At 58.6% G+C, this 17,158-nt stretch carries 16 protein-coding genes; 11 read left to right on the top strand and 5 right to left on the bottom strand.

What is annotated here, in order from left to right:
* Window positions 1-137 precede the first annotated feature (137 nt).
* A complete protein-coding gene (locus WDN02_RS13410; protein WP_337293975.1) occupies window positions 138-347 on the top strand; it encodes a hypothetical protein in 210 nt (69 codons plus the stop codon).
* A 49-nt stretch (window positions 348-396) separates the two neighbouring features.
* Entirely contained in the window at window positions 397-798 is a 402-nt protein-coding gene (locus tag WDN02_RS13405; protein ID WP_337293974.1) for a cupin domain-containing protein, read from the top strand.
* On the opposite strand, the gene WDN02_RS13400 is transcribed toward WDN02_RS13405, so the two are convergent.
* Window positions 795-2,327, bottom strand: coding sequence for a sensor domain-containing diguanylate cyclase (locus tag WDN02_RS13400; protein WP_337293973.1), 1,533 nt, complete (start codon window positions 2,325-2,327; stop codon window positions 795-797). The genes WDN02_RS13405 and WDN02_RS13400 overlap by 4 nt on opposite strands.
* Window positions 2,328-2,761: 434 nt before the next feature.
* Between WDN02_RS13400 and WDN02_RS13395 the strand changes: the two genes are divergently transcribed.
* From WDN02_RS13395 to WDN02_RS13385, 3 genes are read left to right on the top strand one after another with little or no spacing between them, the layout of a single operon-like run.
* Window positions 2,762-3,883 carry an ABC transporter permease gene (locus tag WDN02_RS13395; protein WP_337293972.1) on the top strand — a complete coding sequence of 374 codons (1,122 nt, stop codon included), beginning with the start codon at window positions 2,762-2,764 and terminating at the stop codon, window positions 3,881-3,883.
* A gap of 3 nt (window positions 3,884-3,886) precedes the next feature.
* Complete coding sequence (locus WDN02_RS13390) at window positions 3,887-4,672, top strand: ABC transporter ATP-binding protein (RefSeq protein ID WP_337293971.1); 786 nt, start codon at window positions 3,887-3,889, stop codon at window positions 4,670-4,672.
* A gap of 10 nt (window positions 4,673-4,682) precedes the next feature.
* Window positions 4,683-5,798, top strand: a complete 1,116-nt coding sequence (locus WDN02_RS13385) for an ABC-type transport auxiliary lipoprotein family protein (RefSeq protein ID WP_337293970.1) — start codon at window positions 4,683-4,685, stop codon at window positions 5,796-5,798.
* A 22-nt stretch (window positions 5,799-5,820) separates the two neighbouring features.
* On the opposite strand, the gene fabI is transcribed toward WDN02_RS13385, so the two are convergent.
* Genes fabI through WDN02_RS13365 form a run of 4 tightly spaced genes read right to left on the bottom strand, consistent with a single transcriptional unit; the run spans window position 5,821 to window position 11,028 of the window.
* Window positions 5,821-6,621: an enoyl-ACP reductase FabI gene (fabI, locus tag WDN02_RS13380; RefSeq protein WP_337293969.1), complete on the bottom strand. Its 801-nt coding sequence runs from the start codon at window positions 6,619-6,621 to the stop codon at window positions 5,821-5,823.
* A gap of 33 nt (window positions 6,622-6,654) precedes the next feature.
* A complete protein-coding gene (locus tag WDN02_RS13375; protein ID WP_337293968.1) occupies window positions 6,655-7,854 on the bottom strand; it encodes an acetate/propionate family kinase in 1,200 nt (399 codons plus the stop codon).
* Window positions 7,855-7,857: 3 nt separating this feature from the next.
* Window positions 7,858-9,291: a bifunctional enoyl-CoA hydratase/phosphate acetyltransferase gene (locus WDN02_RS13370; protein ID WP_337293967.1), complete on the bottom strand. Its 1,434-nt coding sequence runs from the start codon at window positions 9,289-9,291 to the stop codon at window positions 7,858-7,860.
* A gap of 15 nt (window positions 9,292-9,306) precedes the next feature.
* The gene (locus tag WDN02_RS13365; RefSeq protein ID WP_337293966.1) at window positions 9,307-11,028 is read right to left on the bottom strand and encodes an alpha/beta fold hydrolase; all 1,722 of its coding nucleotides are present in this window, start codon (window positions 11,026-11,028) and stop codon (window positions 9,307-9,309) included.
* Window positions 11,029-11,399: 371 nt separating this feature from the next.
* On the opposite strand from WDN02_RS13365, the gene WDN02_RS13360 reads away from it, so the two are divergent.
* The 6 genes from WDN02_RS13360 to WDN02_RS13335 all read left to right on the top strand — a co-directional run bounded on the left by WDN02_RS13360 (window position 11,400) and on the right by WDN02_RS13335 (window position 17,155).
* Window positions 11,400-11,798: a hypothetical protein gene (locus WDN02_RS13360; RefSeq protein WP_337293965.1), complete on the top strand. Its 399-nt coding sequence runs from the start codon at window positions 11,400-11,402 to the stop codon at window positions 11,796-11,798.
* Between the two features lie 272 nt (window positions 11,799-12,070).
* Window positions 12,071-12,721 carry a c-type cytochrome gene (locus WDN02_RS13355; protein WP_337293964.1) on the top strand — a complete coding sequence of 217 codons (651 nt, stop codon included), beginning with the start codon at window positions 12,071-12,073 and terminating at the stop codon, window positions 12,719-12,721.
* Between the two features lie 31 nt (window positions 12,722-12,752).
* Complete coding sequence (locus WDN02_RS13350; protein WP_337293963.1) at window positions 12,753-14,003, top strand: cytochrome c; 1,251 nt, start codon at window positions 12,753-12,755, stop codon at window positions 14,001-14,003.
* A gap of 194 nt (window positions 14,004-14,197) precedes the next feature.
* Window positions 14,198-14,764, top strand: coding sequence for a cytochrome C oxidase subunit II (locus WDN02_RS13345; RefSeq protein ID WP_337294942.1), 567 nt, complete (start codon window positions 14,198-14,200; stop codon window positions 14,762-14,764).
* Window positions 14,751-16,373: a cbb3-type cytochrome c oxidase subunit I gene (locus WDN02_RS13340; RefSeq protein WP_337293962.1), complete on the top strand. Its 1,623-nt coding sequence runs from the start codon at window positions 14,751-14,753 to the stop codon at window positions 16,371-16,373. The genes WDN02_RS13345 and WDN02_RS13340 overlap by 14 nt, the downstream gene beginning before the upstream one ends.
* Window positions 16,370-17,155, top strand: a complete 786-nt coding sequence (locus WDN02_RS13335; protein WP_337293961.1) for a c-type cytochrome — start codon at window positions 16,370-16,372, stop codon at window positions 17,153-17,155. The genes WDN02_RS13340 and WDN02_RS13335 overlap by 4 nt, the downstream gene beginning before the upstream one ends.
* Window positions 17,156-17,158: the final 3 nt, after the last annotated feature.

Below are 17,158 nucleotides of genomic sequence, written 5' to 3'. Positions count from 1 at the left end.
ATCCTCCTATTGAAAGATCGGTATATAGACACTTTGTGTTAGTATCAAACTAACGTCACAACCTTTTGGTCGCGGACGCTCAAAGGACATTTTTGATATCGCCGTGAAGTTCGCTCCATCCCTGAGGAAAATGAATTTTGGTAACGCGCGCCGTGCGGATCGCTGAATTTACGACAGATAAAGAACCGGAGCCCGGCATAGCTTTGGAATTGCTGTGCCAGGACCACAATGGCACTTACACGCTTCCGTTTCCGTGCCGCCGTGTGGGAAACGAATGGCACAATCAGGACACCGGGGAGGTGATCGAGGCTGAAATCCTTGGTTGGCGCGTCTGGAAGGGCCGTTGAAGTTTGCACCCGCTATTGCTTGTTGCTTGCAGGTTGAAGAGAGAAAATCATGCAGATCACGCGAACTGGATCGCGATCTATTACAAAGGGTTCGGCCGATTATTTCAGCGGTAGCGTAAATGTTGAGCCGCTTGTTCAGGCGACGCCACCTGCCACCGTCCGCGCTGCAAACGTGACATTCGAACCGGGGGCGCGCACGGCCTGGCACACACACCCACTTGGCCAAACCTTGATTATCACGTCAGGTCTCGGATGGGCGCAATGCGTTGGCGGCCCCGTTGAGGAACTTCGACCCGGTGACGTGGTCTGGTTTGCACCGGGCGAAAAGCATTGGCATGGCGCAACGCAAAAGAGCGCAATGACCCATATCGCTATTCAAGAGGCACTCAACGGCGAGGTCGTTACCTGGATGGAACAGGTCAGCGACGAGCAATATCGTGCGGGGCCTTAGGCCGACAGCTTTAGAGGATTGGCACTCATCCCCGCGGCGCAAACCCGGTTTCGGCCGGAGGCTTTGGCGGCATAGAGGGCCCGATCAGCTTCATGGAAGAGCCGCATTGGCTCGCCACCCTCCCGCGGACGCGCGGTGGCCGCACCTATGCTGATTGTTACTTTTGACGCCGCACGCGACGTAGCAGCAATATCGAGAGTCTCAATCATCAAACGCATCTGTTCGGCGACATAGAGCGCGCCGAGTTCGTCCGTATCAGGCAGCAACGCCGCGAACTCCTCGCCGCCGTAACGTGCGATAAAATCCGGCACCCTCATCTTTTTTGACTGGAGGCACTTTGCGACCCCCGAAAGCGCGATATCGCCTGCCTGATGGCCAAAACAATCATTGTAGGACTTAAACGCATCGACATCGATGAGAAGGACGCTAAGGGCGGACGAGTCCCTGACTGCACGAGACCATTCAGTGCTAAAACGCTCATCGAATTGGCGGCGATTGGGGATACCTGTGAGCTTATCGGTCGTCGCCAAAGCCGCGAGCTCTGCTTCGAAGCGCGTGCGCTGCTGGAGTTCTTGATAAGTGCGCGCCGCCAGAATGAGGATGACAGTCGAGAGCGCGGCGAGGCTGAGGCAGATAATAAGACTGTGAATTTCCCAATCTGCGAAAAGGTCTCGCGCGGAAACACCCGCTGTTATGACTAGCGGCAAGCCGCCTATTTTATAAGACGAATAGATTCGTTCCATGCCGTCCAAACCGCGCGCTCTAAATGTTCCAAGGTCGTAGCTCGAGCCCACATGAAGGTTCTTGAGCGACGGCAACGCGTGCCCGACGAACGATGGCAGCGGTGGATAGCGGGCTATAAGCACCCCGTATTCATTCGTCAGCATGATCGAGGCATTCTGCGCCCACCTCGCATTCGCCAGAAGCCGGTCGAAATAAGAGAGTTGAATTGAGCCAGCGACAACGCCGGCGAAGGCCCCATCTGGCTTCGATAGGCGGCGGCTTATCGCGATCATCCAGACGCCGGACGCAAGCCGGCTGTGAAACGGACGGCTGACGTAAAGCCCCACATTGGAAGCGTTTTTATGGACCTGAAAATAATCTCGATCGGCGAGATTTATCTTCGGTGGCGGCGTCCTGCGGGAGTCAAGGACGACGGCGCCGTCCTCATCGAGAACGAGTATCGAGCCAAGCCCTTGCGCGGTGGCGGACCTGTCAAACAACGTCTCCTGCCGTAGAGACGGCTCCAGAGCCATGATCTTCGGATTATGAAAGCCGTCGACCACCGCCTGCAGCGAGAGATTAAGGGCGTCTATCTCGCGCGAAATATCCTCATCAATAAGTGCTTCTAGGGTTTCCGAACTCTGAATCGCGAGGCTTTCAGTTGAGCGATATGAGTCATAGATCGCAAAGCCGACCAGCCCGGATATGCAAATGATGCAAAGAATGGCGCTCGCGAATATCCATCGCCCCCTGTAAAGTAGCGGGAGCGCGGGCGGCCGGACGCTTTGGAGCGGGCGAGTAGCCAATTTAGTGGGCCTTCAATGTCTCCTTGGACATTTGCGCGCCTCTCTTTACAAAGCGTTGCCTTCAGCCAGACTCGGGGCCGGCGGCGCCCCTCGAAGTCAAAAAATCTTGGCCTGTCGGGTCTCTTTTGCGGCGCGGGATTTTCCCTGGTCTGACCACAAGTTTCTCTTTGTCGCCTTCGTCGGCCGCCTATTCTTGACGATCACGCTCATGCGTTTCGCCCGGTGGCGGGTCAAAGGACCTAGAATTGCGGTCAAACCTGAGATTGCGCCAAATCAATGTACGGTTGAGTAGATCGATGCCTCATTTTACCTAATTATTGGTATCCAAAGTTGGCTCATCCGGTCCATGCCCCGCGCGCAAGCTTTAAAAGACATGATAAAATCAAGCGATCGGATCGCACCGCTTCCAATGCGTGAACGCAGGTTCTTTGAGAATGTCCTTACAAACGACAATGCAGGGCGATCGATTGAACGTCGTTGCCGAGGGATCTTGGACCGCCGGACAGGCCGCCACGCTGGAGCCGCTGATTGATGCGATCGCGACTCCGGCCACCGCCAGCGGCATATCGCTCGATCTGCACAACATCGCGGAGATCGATACATTCGGCGCCTGTTTGCTCGCGCAATTGATGCAAAGCTGGCGGGATAGCGGAAAAGAGGCGCAGGCGAGCGGGCTGCCGGAGCGTTTTCGCGGATTGGTCGCTGAGGTCGATCGGGCGGAGCATGAGATTTCCAGGCCAATTCCCAAAAAGGTGGCCCGATTCGTCTATTTGGAAACGATGGGCCGCGCCATCATCGATTCGGGCCGCTACATGGTTACGTTTACGGCCATGCTCGGCGCGGTTGGTGACGCGCTTTTTCGCGTCTGCGCCGACCCGCGCCGCTTGCGCCTCACGTCCTTTGTAAGCCAGCTCGATCGCGTCGGGCTGCGCGCGGTGCCGATCATTCTTCTGATCACCTTCCTCATCGGCGGCATCATCGCGCAGCAAGGCATATTCAATTTTCGAAAATTCGGTGCCGAAAGCTATGCCGTCGATCTCGTCGGCATTCTGGTCCTGCGTGAAATCGGCGTCCTCATCGTCGCCATTATGGTCGCGGGGCGCTCCGGCAGCTCATATACGGCGGAGCTCGGCTCCATGAAGATGCGTGAGGAGATCGATGCCTTACGCACGATGGGGCTCGATCCGGCAGAAGTGCTGATCCTGCCGCGTGTGGCGGCGCTCATCTGTGCCCTACCGATTTTGACCTTCCTCGGGTCGCTGGCCGCCCTCTTCGGAGGCGGAATCGTGGCGTGGCTTTATGCCGGCATGAGCCCCGCAATATTCATTGCACGCTTGAAGGACGCGATTTCAATTACGCATTTTGAAGTCGGCATGATCAAAGCACCTTTCATGGCGCTGGTGATCGGCATCGTGTCCTGCGTCGAAGGATTGAAGGTGAAGGGCAGCGCCGAGTCGCTCGGCTTCCAGACGACCTCCTCCGTCGTTAAATCTATTTTTCTCGTGATCGTTCTCGACGGATTCTTTGCCATCTTCTTCGCCTCGATAGGAATGTAATGGATGGAAGCCGCGAACGGTCCTGTCGTGATCGAGGTCAAGAACCTTACAGTCGGATTTGGCGATCAAGTCGTTCTCGACAATCTGTCGCTCGACGTTCGGCGCGGCGAAATCCTTGGCGTCGTCGGCGCGTCCGGCGGCGGCAAAACAGTCCTGATGCGAACGATCATCGGGCTCATCCATCAACGCCGGGGGAATATCAAGATTTTAGGCGTCGACCGCGACACGGATTCTGCGGATGCTGTTCGCGAGATCGAGCGCCGCTGGGGCATTCTGTTTCAGCAAGGCGCCTTGTTTTCTTCGCTGACGGCGCGCCAAAACGTTGAATTTCCGATGCGCGAACATCTGCACATTTCGGAGAAGCTGCGCGAGGAAGTCGCGAAAGCGAAACTCGGCATGGTCGGTCTGAGCGCTGAGGACGCGGAAAAATATCCGGCCGAACTCTCCGGCGGGATGACCAAACGCGTCGCTCTAGCGCGGGCGCTCGCTCTCGATCCCGAAATCGTCTTTCTCGACGAGCCGACCTCTGGGCTCGACCCAATCTCAGCAGGTGATTTCGACAGCCTGATCCGGACGTTGCAGCAAACGTTGGGGCTGACGGTCTTCATGGTTACGCACGATCTCGACAGTCTCCACGCTGTCTGCGATCGCATCGCGGCGATCGCGGACGGAAAGGTCGTCGCGGAAGGATCGATGCCGGTCATGCTTGCGTGCGAGCATCCGTGGGTAAAATCTTATTTTCAAGGTAAGCGCGCCATCGAGCGCGTCGCCAGCCTGTCCAAACAATAAGGCCACGCAAATGGAAACGAGAGCGCGTTACATTCTGGTCGGGCTGTTCGCGCTCGTCGCCATCGCCGCGGGTTTTGCGTTCGTCTACTGGCTGAACAACACAAGCGGGCTTGGCAAGCGCGATGTCTATCAGATTCGATTTCTCGGCGCCGTCTCCGGATTGCAGATTGGCGCGGCAGTTCAGTACAACGGCATTCGTGTCGGCGAGGTTACGAGTCTAGCGCTCAACCGCGATAATCCGGGAGAGGTCGATGCGACGATTGCGATCGAAAGAGGCACGCCGCTTCGCTCGGACACAAAAGTCAGCGTCGATTTTCAGGGCTTGATGGGCTCACCCCTCATTTCCCTCAAGGGCGGCACATCAGCTTCTCCCGTTTTGACAGGTTCGCAAGGATCACCGCCGACACTTGTGGCGGACCCGTCAGCAGGTGAGGATCTGACCCAGACCGCGCGCGGCACCTTGCGCCAGGTCGACGAAATCCTCGCCGACAACAAGCAGTCGCTGAAGGAAACGATCGATAATTTGAAAGCATTTTCGGGCGCGTTGGCGCGCAACTCCAATCGCGTCGACGGGATCATGGCCGGGCTCGAGCGCATGGCAGGCGGCGGCCCCGCCGAAAAACCAAAGCCGGTTTACGATCTGACGGTGAGCCTTCCCGCTTCCAGCAAGCTCCACGGCCAACTCGCAATTGTCGAGCCGACGACTGTTGTCGCTCTCGATACGCAGCGGATGCTTTCGCTTTCGAGCGACGGCCAAATATCCCAAATCGGCGACGCGCAATGGAGCGATTCATTGCCGAAACTTGTTCAAGCGAAGATTGTGCAGAGCCTGGAAAACGCTGGGCTGAACGCAATATTGGCAGAAGCAGCGGACGGCCCCGCGACGGGCAACCAACTTCAGATCGATCTTCGGAATTTCGCGATGACGGGCGGCGTTTCGCCGGTCGCGGACGTTGCATTCGCCGCCAAAATTGTCGCCGCCGACGGCCATGTCATCGGCATGCGGCTGTTTCATGCGACAGCGCCGGCAAATGGAAGCGATACGCCAGCCCTCGTAGCAGCCTTCAGCAAGGCCTTTAGTGAAGCCGTTGGGAATCTCATTACCTGGATGGCAGCAACGATCTAAAGCTCCGCGCCGCCACTCGCACTCAAGCGGCGAGATGCTGTCCGCCATCGACCGGAATGATCGTGCCCGTGATCCGACGCGCAGCATCGCTGACAAGGAAGGCAGCGAGATTTCCGACATCCGCGATATCGACCAGTTGATGCTCCGGCGCGCGCGCGGCCGCAGAGGCCAGCAAATCGTCGAACCGGTCGATTCCGCTCGCCGCGCGTGTGCGAATGGGGCCCGGCGAAATGGTGTGCGCGCGAATGCCCTTCGGCCCAAGTTCGGCCGCGACATAACGCATGCTGCTTTCAAGCGCCGCCTTCACCGGCCCCATCAAATTGTAATTCTCGACGACGCGCTCCGAGCCGTAGAAGGTAACGGCAAGGAGGCAACCGCCGCCCTGCATCAAAGGTTCGGCCAGATGCGCCATCCGAATGAACGAATAGCATGAGATGTTCATCGCGATGTCGAAACCCTCAAGCGAGCAATCCGTGACACGCCCCTGCAGATCCTCGCGCGGCGCGAAAGCAATCGAATGCAGGAGAAAATCGAGCCCGCCCCACTTGGCCTTGACCTGCGCGAACACATCCTCGAGCTGCCCAGGCTCCCGCACATCGCATGGCAGAACAAGTTCGCAGCCGAGTTTATCCGTCACCGCACGAACGAAAGGTTCTGCCTTGGCGTTCAAATATGTCGCGGCTAAACGAGCGCCAGCCTTCGAAAACGCCTCGGCGCAACCTGCCGCGATACTATGCTCATTGGCGATGCCGATGACGAGGCCACGCTTTCCACGCAAATCAACGAGCGGCGCGGCCGCCGGTACTACGGTTGCATTTTCCATTTCATATTCCTCTGAGCTTGATGTCTGATCCAATCACGCGACGGACGCGGGCACGCCGATCGTGTCGAGCGCGTGCTGCGCGATCATCGCCTCTTCGTCGGTCGGGATCACATGGACGGAGACACGGCTGCCGGGACTGCTGATCAACGCGGTGTTGCGATCGTTCGCTTCCATATCGATCTCCACCCCGAGCCATTTCAGCAATGCGCAGGCGCGGGCGCGAATCTCAGGCGCATGCTCGCCGATCCCCGCTGTAAACACGAGACCGTCGAGACCACCGAGCGAGCTTGTCAACGCGCCGATTTCACGCGCGATGTGATACACGAAAAGATCGACCGCTTCCTTTGCGTGCAAATCTTCGCTGGCGAGAAGAGTTCGCATGTCGCAGGAAATCCCGCCCGAAACAGCTAAAAGGCCGGATCGGCGATAGAGAATATCTTCGACCTCTTTGGGGCTTAATCCGCGCTCTTCTTCGAGATAGAGGACGACGCCGGGGTCTATGCTGCCACAGCGCGTTCCCATCACGAGCCCATCCAGGGCGGTGAACCCCATGCTCGTGTCGATGCTGCGTCCGTCCCGCATAGCGCAAACGCTCGCGCCGTTGCCGAGATGCGCGGCGATGACGCGGCCCTGCGCAATCTCGGGCGCGACGGCGCGTAACTGACGCGCAATATATTCATACGACAGACCGTGAAAGCCGTAGCGTCGCACGCCCGCCGCCTCGTATTCGCGCGGCAGCGCGAAGCGCGTCGCGACAATCGGCATCGTGTGATGAAAGGCGGTATCGAAACACGCCACTTGCGCGAGTTTCGGCCTCACAACGGCAATGGCACGGATGGGCGCGAGGTTGTGCGGCACATGCAGCGGCGCCAGCGGCGTCAGACGATCGAGCGCGGCGAGGAGATCGGGCGTCACCAATTCGGGCCGGTCATGGTCCGGGCCGCCATGCACTATGCGATGGCCGACGGCGATAAGTCGGTCATTTTCGAGATAGTTTTCTGTCCAGCCGATCACCGTCTCAAGAAGCGCCTGAAAGTCGGGCTGCGCGCCCGTCCAACGCCGCTCGGCCAGAACATCGCCCTTGGCTCCATGTACAAAAAAATGCGGCGCCGAATCGATCCCTTCGACTTCGCCTTTAAAAGCAAGGCTCAGGCGATCCGGGCTCGAAAGTTCAAAGAGCGAGAATTTGATGCTCGATGACCCGGCATTGAAGGTCAAGACAGCATCCGCCACGGCTCAAACTCCAATCGCTTTCTGCGGTATGGCCGCTTGGCTCCTGGCGATCAGCACTGCAACAGCGCAGGATGCCATGCGGGTGCGCTCGGCATCGGCGCGGCTCGTGAGGATGATCGGCACGCGCGCGCCAAGCACCACGCCGGCAGCGTCGGCGCCGGCGAGAAACGTGAGCTGTTTGGCCAGCATATTGCCCGCCTCAAGATCCGGGACAACCAGAATGTCAGCCTGCCCTGCGACTTTGGAGACAATCCCCTTCTCCGCAGCCGCGGCAGGACTGACAGCGTTGTCGAAGGCAAGCGGCCCATCCACAAAACCGCCGGTGATCTGGCCGCGATCCGCCATCTTGCAGAGCGCCGCCGCATCGAGCGTCGAGCGAAGTTGCGGACTTACGGTCTCCACGGCCGACAGGATTGCCACCTTGGGACTTGCAATCCCCATCACATGGGCAAGATCGATAGCGTTTTGTATGATGTCACGCTTCTGTTCGAGGTCCGGACTGATGTTCACTGCAGCGTCGGTCAGCAGCAGCGGGCGCGGATAGCCTGGCACGTCCATCAAATAAACATGGCTGAGGCGCCGCGCCGTGCATAAACCGCTACCCGGTGCGAGCACGGCATGCAAAAATTCGTCGGTATGCAGCGATCCCTTCATCAAAAGCGTCGCCTCGCCCGAGCGCACGAGCGCAACGGCTGCCGCGGCGGCGGCATCGCTGTGCGGCGCATCGACAAGCCGAAAGGATGAAATGTCGAGCTTGGCGTCTTCGGCCGCCTTGAGAATTTTTGCCCTCGGTCCCACGAGAATCGGCGCGATGAGCCCGGCGTTTGCTGCTTCGACTGCCGCACCAAGCGCATTCGCATCGCAAGGATGGGCGACAGCGGTCGGCAGAGGTTCTTGGCCCGCTGTCTCAGTGAGAAGCGCATTAAACCGGGCATGACGCGTCAACCGAACCTCGGGTAGTTCGACACGCGACACCCGCACCTTCTCTTTGGGCGCGCGCACATGGGCCGTGCCGCTGATGACCTCCACCCCGCTCTGGTTGCTGCAATTGCAATCAAGCACCAGATCGCCCTTCTCGGGATGCTTTTCGGTTACGGTCAACGTCGCGGTAATCGTGTCGCCGATGTCTACCGGACGCAGAAATCGTAATTCCTGGCCGAGATAGATCGTGCCGGGGCCTGGGAGCTTCGTTCCAAGCACGTTCGAAATCAGACCGGCACCCAACATCCCATGCGCAATGACCCGGTGAAAAATGTCGGTCTTCGCATAGACCGGGTCCATATGTGCCGGATTCACATCGCCCGAAACGACTGCGAAGAGGTCGATGTCTTGCTGCGTCACGGTGCGAGAGAGGGATGCCTTTTCGCCGACCGCGATCTCGTCGAACGTCCGGTTTTCGATCACCGAATCAGGTGAGGCTATCTTGCCAGCATACATGCGCCATCCCTCCGCTTAGGTCTCGCGCACGTAAGTTCCTGGCGCGTCGGCAAGCGCCGGATAGCCTTTCGCCGGATCGGCAAGAGGCGGCGGCGAAACCCAATCGCCGGACCGCTCGCCCAGCCATGCAGCCAAAGCCGGCCACCAGGAGCCTTCATATTCCGGCGCCGCGGCCTTCCAATCCTCCGGCGCCATATAGGGACCCTGGCTCGGACGGCGCGCGAGGCGATAATGCCGGCGCGGATGGCCCGGCTCGCTGACGATTCCCGCGTTGTGGCCGCCGGATGTAAGGACCAGAGTGATATCGCCTTGGTTCAGCAGAAGGATTTTGTAGACTGATCGCCACGGCGCAACATGATCCGTCTCGGTCGTCACGGTAAACATCGGCGCATGGATCTCGGAGATCGCAATCGGCCGACCGTCGACACGATAGCGTCCCTCCGCCAAATCATTGTGCAGGAACATCGCGCGCAGATATTCGGAGTGCATCCGAAACGGCATCCGCGTCGCATCCGCGTTCCACGCCATGAGATCGAACGGCTTTTCGCGTCCCCCGAGAAGATAAGTCTTGATGAGACGCGACCAGATGAGTTCGTTGGACCGAAGAATTTGAAAGGCGCCGGCCATCTGGGTGCTATCCAGATAGCCTTGCTGCCACATGACATCGTCGAGCAGCGCCAGCTCGCCCTCATCGGTGAAGAGTTGCAGCTCACCCGCTTCGGTAAAATCGGTTTGCGCGGCGAGCAAAGTTACGGTCGCAAAACGATCGTCTTTGTCGCGCGCCATCGCCGCTGCGGCGATCGAAAGCAACGTCCCGCCGAGGCAATAACCGCAGGCATGTACCTTCTTGGCGCCCGAGATGGCAGTGACCGCATCGAGCGCGGCCATCACCCCAAGACGCCGGTAATCGTCAAACGACGTATTGCGAAGCTCCGGACCAGGATTGCGCCAGGAAACGCAGAAGACGGTAAAACCCTGGGAAACGAGATAGCGGATGAAGGAATTGTTCGGCGACAGATCGAGGATATAATACTTCATGATCCAGGCAGGGACGACCAGGATTGGTTCCGGCCGAACCTTCCCGGTCGTCGGCTCATACTGAATCAATTCCATCAGTTCGTTGCGGAACACCACCTTGCCGGGCGTGACCGCAACTTGTTCTCCGACCGTGAAGCCTTTGACTTCGTCCATGGGAAGACCGCGTGCGATCCGCTGCGCGTCCTCGTTGAAATTCCGATAGCCCCTGATGAAATTCCAGCCGGACTCCGCCGCCGTTGCCCGCAAGACTTCCGGATTGGTCCAAGGAAAATTGGAGGGCGAATAAAAATCCAAAATCTGACGCGCCGCGAAGGATACAACGGCACTGTGCGACTTCGCCACGCCCGGCAGGCACGCGGTCGCCTCATTCCACCATTGCTCAGCCAGGATTGTAGCCTGCGCGAAAGTATTGAATGGCGGATGCGCCCAACTTTCGTCATCGAACCGATGATCCCCAGCTGTCGGCTTCGCCCACAAATCCTGGCTCAACAAACGCGCCCACTGACGCGAAGCGCTTTCGGCTAAGGTGATACGCCGCCCCGGCGCATTAGCGAGGTGCAGACCCCAATCCAAAAACGCCAGCGTCAACGATTCAAGCGATTGCGAGAAAGTGAAACGCGCCTCACGTGCATGCAACAGACGATCGAGCGAATCTTCCGTTTCGCACGGCGCCTCAGCGACGCCGGCGACCTTGCTCATTTGAGTTGCGTTTTCGTTTGCCACGGCGATCGCGCTCCGGGTTCTTTCCGGATTTTCTTCCGGGTTTTTCGTTGAGGCATCAGTCGTGCCGCTTTTAGCAAGGCCTGTTCTCAACATGCGTAACTCCTTCGACGTCGATGCCCCAAAGCCATGACAACGAGATGAACATCTCAAACCGGCTTTTCAACCGCATTGGATGATATTCAGGAACCGTCGCGAGCGAATTGATGCCGATCAATCGAGGGGGTGCCCCCTGCGCCAAACGACCTCGGTAATATCTCCAAGACACTTGATCGAGATCAAAGCCTTCTATTCATGTTCGCCTATGGTTTCATCAGGCAACTAAACGCCTCACAATCTTGGAGGACGACATGCTCGACAAAGCAAAATCTGAAACCGGGATTACGGAGTCCAGGGAACAAGCACAATTTCCCGTCAACTTCGTCGAGGCTCAAAAGAGAACGGCAAGATTATTCGCCGAGACGAGCGAACTCGCGGCCAAGGCTACGCGGGAGATTATCGAGCATCAGACCGAATTGTTGAGACTCGAGACCGAACAGATCGTGGAGGCCTTTGCACCGCAAAAGATCGGAGAAGATTCGGGCGCGACAGCAGTCGCTCGTTTCGATCGATGGCAGGAGCAAACCGATCTCATGCTTGCTCAAGCGCGGCAACTCAATGACATCGTTCGCGATTACGGTTGGCAGATTCTGAAACTATATGTCAGCGGGTATCATAAAGGCGCGCGTTCGCTTTGGGAAACGCGGTAGTAGCCGTTTCTCTTAACCTCAATCTACGGCCAAATGTCTTCGGTCGGTCCACGCACACCAAAATGCACCGCGAGATGCCGTCTATCATGATGCTGAGTTAGCAAGACAAGTTAGCAAGCACATGCACTTTGGACTATGTATCCAGATTAAAATGTATATATTCTAATGACGATCTTAGAAACTGGTGCGTCGTGGCAGCGCGGGGGCGCGATATCATGATCATGAGGGGAATATCCGCCTTCTTATGCGCCATTTCCGTATGCGCGACTGTGATGATTGTCGCGACGCAGGCTGAGGCCGGAACGGATCCGGTAGCAGAGCGAGTTTTGGCCTGCGCATCCTGTCATGGCGCGCAGGGCCAGGGAACAGATGACCAGTATTTTCCTCGGCTCGCCGGCAAACCTGCTGGTTATCTCTATCATCAATTGGTCGCGTTTCGGGACAAGCGGCGCAAATATCCGCCGATGAATTATCTGCTTGAATTTCAGCCTGACGAGTCGCTCAGGCAGATGGCGGATTATTTCGCGTCCCAACATCCGCCACTTCCGCCGCCCGCGGCGCCCACCGTCAGCAACGAAGTTCTGGACCAAGGCCATGCGTTGGTTACGCAGGGCGATCCGCAGCGGGGAATCCCCGCGTGTGAGCGCTGCCACGGCCCGTCCTTCACCGGCATGGAGCCGGCCATTCCGGGTCTCTTGGGACTGCACGCCCGTTACATCGCCGCGCAGCTTGGCGCATGGCGTTATGGCACCCGGACTGCGGCCGCGCCCGACTGTATGCAGATTGTCGCCGGACATCTGACCGAAGCCGACGTTACAGCGGTCGCCGCCTGGTTATCGTCCTTGCCCGCGCCGGCCAACGCACTCCCCGTGCCCCAGGGCAGCCTTGCGATGCCGCTGAAATGCGGAAGCGAACCGAACTGAGGGCCGACCTTTGGACAGGATGTATTCACTCATGAAGCCGCGCTGGACTTGGGCTTGGTTCGCCCTTCTGATTGCTCAGGCGCAATTCAGCTTCGCCGAGACGCCGACACCGCCGCAAACATCACTCGTGGCAAAAGGCGAATATCTCGCACGCGCCGGAGATTGTATTGCCTGCCATACGACGCCTGGCGACAAGCTGTTCGCCGGCGGACGCGCGATGCTGACGCCGTTTGGCACTCTTTATACCTCGAACATCACGCCAGACCCGGAAACTGGAATCGGCAATTGGACAGCCGACCAATTCTATGGAGCGATGCACACCGGCCGGTTTCCCGACGGCGGCTTGATGTATCCTGCGATGCCCTTCGGCTCTTACACAAAAGTCACGCGCAGCGACAGCGATGCGATCTTTGCCTATTTGAAGACAATTGCGCCCGTGCAGCGCGCCAACCGACCGCACGATCTGACGTTTCCTTACAACAATCGCTCGCTGATTCTCGGATGGCGGACCCTCTATTTCAACGAGGGAACGTATCAGCCCGACTCCACCAAATCCGCCGATTGGAATCGCGGCGCCTATCTCGTCAAAGGTCTGGGGCATTGCGCGATGTGCCACACCGCCATCAACGCGCTGGGCGGCAGTTCCGATTCGGAGGCCTTTCAAGGTGGCCTCATTCCGATGCAGGAATGGTACGCACCTTCGCTCACGTCGAATAAGGAAGCGGGTCTCGGCGACTGGACCATCAAGGATATTTCAGATCTGCTACGGACCGGCGTATCCAGCCGCGGCGCCGTCTATGGACCAATGGCGGAGGTCGTCTACAACAGCCTGCAATATCTCTCCGAAAGCGATATTCGCGCGATGGCCATTTATCTCAAGAGCCTCGCTGAAGGCAGCCCGTCGCGAACCTCTACGGTGGCAGTACCGACCGATGAAAGCAGTCTGCTGATGAGCCTCGGCAAGACAGTCTATGATTCCCGCTGCGCTTCCTGTCACGGCGCCGAGGGCGCGGGCAAGCCACCGAACTACCCTCCGCTTGCCGGCAATCAGTCGATCGAAATGGAATCCGCCGTCAACCCGATCCGCATGGTGCTTAACGGTGGCTTCCCCCCGGGCACGAAAGGAAATCCCCTGCCCTATGGCATGCCGCCCTTCGCGCAGATCTTGTCCGACGACGAGGTCGCGGCTGTCGTCACCTATATTCGCCAATCCTGGGGCAATAGCGGCAGTGCCGTCTCCATCCAACAAGCAAACCAACTGCGTTCGGCTCCCCTCAACTGAGTTCATCGCATGATCAATTCGTTCCCTCCCCCCGAGACCTCATCAGCGTCAGAGGAAGAATCCGTCGAAACCATCCTGCGGGCAGGTCCTAATGGTGCGCTTGTCGTTGCGGGGATTGCCTCGCTTATCGTACTCGCACTGTGGTTCGCGTTTTACTTCCTTGTTTTCTTGCCGCGCGGGGGACTGCAATGACGCTGGCGCCTGAACCGGATCATGGTACCGGCGCGGCCACGGCGGCGCGTGTCGAGCGCAGATGGGCCGTGGTTGCTGTCGGCATCGTCACGCTGATGATCGTCGTCGCTGCATTCTCCGGCCTTCACTACACAATCATGCCACAGGCGCGGGTGGAGACGGCCAATCCGACCACTTTGCACCTTTCGGGCGAGTTCATCGAAAGCAACCTCGGCAGCGCTGTCGAGCCAGGCGGGTCCGTCACGGTGCGCGCCATCGGGCAACAATTCTCCTTCACGCCGCAGTGCATCGTGGTCCCGACCGATACGACGATCACACTGCGCGCCACCAGCGCCGATGTCGTGCATGGGCTTTTGATCGAAGGAACGAACGTCAACACAATGCTGGTACCCGGCTACATATCCGAACTCCAGATGCGCTTCGACAAACCCGCCGAACGTTTGATGCCCTGCCAAGAGTTCTGCGGGATCGGCCACCAGGGCATGTGGGGCAAGGTCAAAGTGATCGACAAGGCAGCCTTCCTCGAACTGGCGTCTAAACAGCGGAGACTGACCTGTGTTGACAAATAAGCGGCTTATTCTCGCGCATTTTTCGCTGGCGTTTGCGCTCTTCGGTCTCGCGTTGCTGCTCGGCGCCTGGCAAATGTTCGTCCGCAGCCCTCTGAACATCTGGGACATTCCGCCGGAGCTTTATTATCGTTCCGTCACCGCGCACGGTTCGGTCATGGGGTATGTCTTCCCGACGCTCGTTGCGATGGGCTTCGGCTATGCAATCACCGAACTCGCGCTTGAGAAGCCGCTGGTCGGGCTGCGCTGGGCCTGGGCTGGTTTCATTCTTGTGGCCGTCGGCGCCGTGACGGCGATGATTCCCGTCTCTCTGGGGCTCGCCTCGGTCCTTTACACCTTCTATCCGCCGATGATCGGCCATCCGCTCTACTATATCGGCGTCGTCCTCGTCGTGGTCGGTTCGTGGGTCTGGGTCGGTCTGATGTCGGTCAACCTCGCGATCTGGAAGCGGGACAATCCCGGCAAGCTCGTGCCGCTCGCAATGTTTGCCAACGTCGCGGGCTCATTGCTGTGGGGTTGGACTGCCGTCGGCGCTGCGATTGAGATTCTCTTCATGATTCTGCCGGTCGCGCTTGGATGGCGCTCGACGATCGACGCCGGCCTCGCACGCGTTTTCTTCTCATGGACGCTGCATGCCATCGTCTATTTCTGGCTGATGCCCGCCTATATCGCCTATTACACGATTTTCCCGCGCGCGATCGGGGGCAGGATTTACAGCGATCCGATGGCGAGAATCTCGTTCATCCTGTTTCTCGTCGTCGCCATGCCGATCGGCGTGCATCATCTCTTCGCCGACCCCCAGGTGGGCGCCGGTTTCAAATTCATGCATTCCGTGTTCACGGCGCTCGTTTCGGTGCCGACGCTACTGACGATTTTCACGATCTGCGCTTCGGCGGAAATCGCTGGCCGGCTGCGCGGCGGAACCGGCACATTTGGATGGGTCGCAGCTTTGCCGTGGAAAAACCCGATCATGCTCGCGACCGTGCTGTCGCTTGTCATGTTGGGGTTTGGCGGCGTCGGCGGCCTCATCAACATGACCTACCAGCTCAACACCAGCATTCATAATACCCAATGGGTGACGGGCCACTTCCATCTGATCTTCGGTGGCGCGATCGTCATCATGTATTTCGCGATCGCTTACGACCTCTGGCCGCATTTGACAGGGCGCGCACTCGACGACGGCGGTTTGATCCGCACGCAATTGTGGCTGTGGTTCATCGGCATGATCGTGACGACCTTTCCCTGGCACTACGTCGGCATTCTCGGAATGCCGCGCCGGATGGCCTTTTTCGACTATTCAAATCCCTTGCTGGCGGCAGATGCCCTCGCGGTTGAGATCTCGACCGTCGGCGCGTTGATCCTCGTCATATCGGGCTTCCTGTTTCTCGCCGTGCTGATCCGGAACGCAAGCGGACGGAAGATCAATCCTGGCATTTATCGCTTCAGCATCGCGGCGCACCAGCCGACTTCATTGCCGATCGCGCTGAATAGCTTCGGGCTTTGGGTTGCCCTGATGATCGGCCTGACCGTCGTGAATTATGGCTTTCCCATCGTGCAGTTGATTTCGAAAGGGTCGGCGGTGCCTGCCGTTTATGCCGGAGAGGAGCAATGAGCGACGAGCGTCTTTTTTCCCTCCGCAATAAATGGTTCACGACGAGCGTCAGTGCGACGATCTTTGTCGTCCTGATATCGGCGTTCGCCGGCCTGATTTGGTTTCCCTTGGCGCAAACAAATCTGAAACTGAACGGCATCTGGGATGCGATCTGTAGTGCTGCGGGCGTTGCGCGCGCGCCGTCGAGTACGGCGCCCGTATTGTCCGCGTTTACGACATCTGGCGTCATCGTCACGACACATGTGCTGGAACATTTGAGCGCGTCCGCCATCGGCGAAGGTGCGACGCTTGCGCAGCGTTGCGCGATCTGCCATGGGCCGGAAGGCATGAGCGGCGCCAACGCCCCCAACCTTGCAGGCCAGCATGCGATCGTGATCTACAAGGAACTGAACGATTTCCAATCCGGTGCGCGGACCAATGGCGTCATGACGCCTTTCGCGGGCCTTATCAGCAAGCCGGAAGTTCTGGAATTAGCGGCTTACTATTCGCAGCTGCCACCGCCTGCTGTAGCCGGTACGCCACTTCCCCCGCCGAAGATCGTCGTCGAAGGCGAGCCAATGCGCGATATCGCGCCCTGCGAAGCTTGCCACGGCGGCATGGCCGAAAAAGTCGGTGCGCCGCGGCTTGACGGACAGCCGGCCGCTTACATTAAGGAGCAATTGCTCGCCTTTGCATCAGGCGCCCGCCATAACGACATCAGCGAGCAAATGCGCAATATCGCCCGTCAGATGACGCCCGATGAAATGGATATTGCTGCGCATTATTACGCATCACTGCGCTGAGCG

This window comes from Methylovirgula sp. (assembly GCF_037200945.1).
Lineage (GTDB): Bacteria > Pseudomonadota > Alphaproteobacteria > Rhizobiales > Beijerinckiaceae > Methylovirgula.
This window is presented reverse-complemented; position numbering and strand designations above follow the sequence as displayed.

Coding starts and splice junctions, on each gene's coding strand:
- WDN02_RS13405 (WP_337293974.1), top strand. CDS start 397: ATGCAGATCACGCGAACTGGATCGCGATCTATTACAAAGGGTTCGGCC.
- WDN02_RS13395 (WP_337293972.1), top strand. CDS start 2,762: ATGTCCTTACAAACGACAATGCAGGGCGATCGATTGAACGTCGTTGCC.
- WDN02_RS13390 (WP_337293971.1), top strand. CDS start 3,887: ATGGAAGCCGCGAACGGTCCTGTCGTGATCGAGGTCAAGAACCTTACA.
- WDN02_RS13385 (WP_337293970.1), top strand. CDS start 4,683: ATGGAAACGAGAGCGCGTTACATTCTGGTCGGGCTGTTCGCGCTCGTC.
- fabI (WP_337293969.1), bottom strand. CDS start 6,621: ATGGAAAATGCAACCGTAGTACCGGCGGCCGCGCCGCTCGTTGATTTG.
- WDN02_RS13370 (WP_337293967.1), bottom strand. CDS start 9,291: ATGTATGCTGGCAAGATAGCCTCACCTGATTCGGTGATCGAAAACCGG.
- WDN02_RS13365 (WP_337293966.1), bottom strand. CDS start 11,028: ATGAGCAAGGTCGCCGGCGTCGCTGAGGCGCCGTGCGAAACGGAAGAT.
- WDN02_RS13360 (WP_337293965.1), top strand. CDS start 11,400: ATGCTCGACAAAGCAAAATCTGAAACCGGGATTACGGAGTCCAGGGAA.
- WDN02_RS13355 (WP_337293964.1), top strand. CDS start 12,071: ATGATTGTCGCGACGCAGGCTGAGGCCGGAACGGATCCGGTAGCAGAG.
- WDN02_RS13350 (WP_337293963.1), top strand. CDS start 12,753: ATGAAGCCGCGCTGGACTTGGGCTTGGTTCGCCCTTCTGATTGCTCAG.
- WDN02_RS13335 (WP_337293961.1), top strand. CDS start 16,370: ATGAGCGACGAGCGTCTTTTTTCCCTCCGCAATAAATGGTTCACGACG.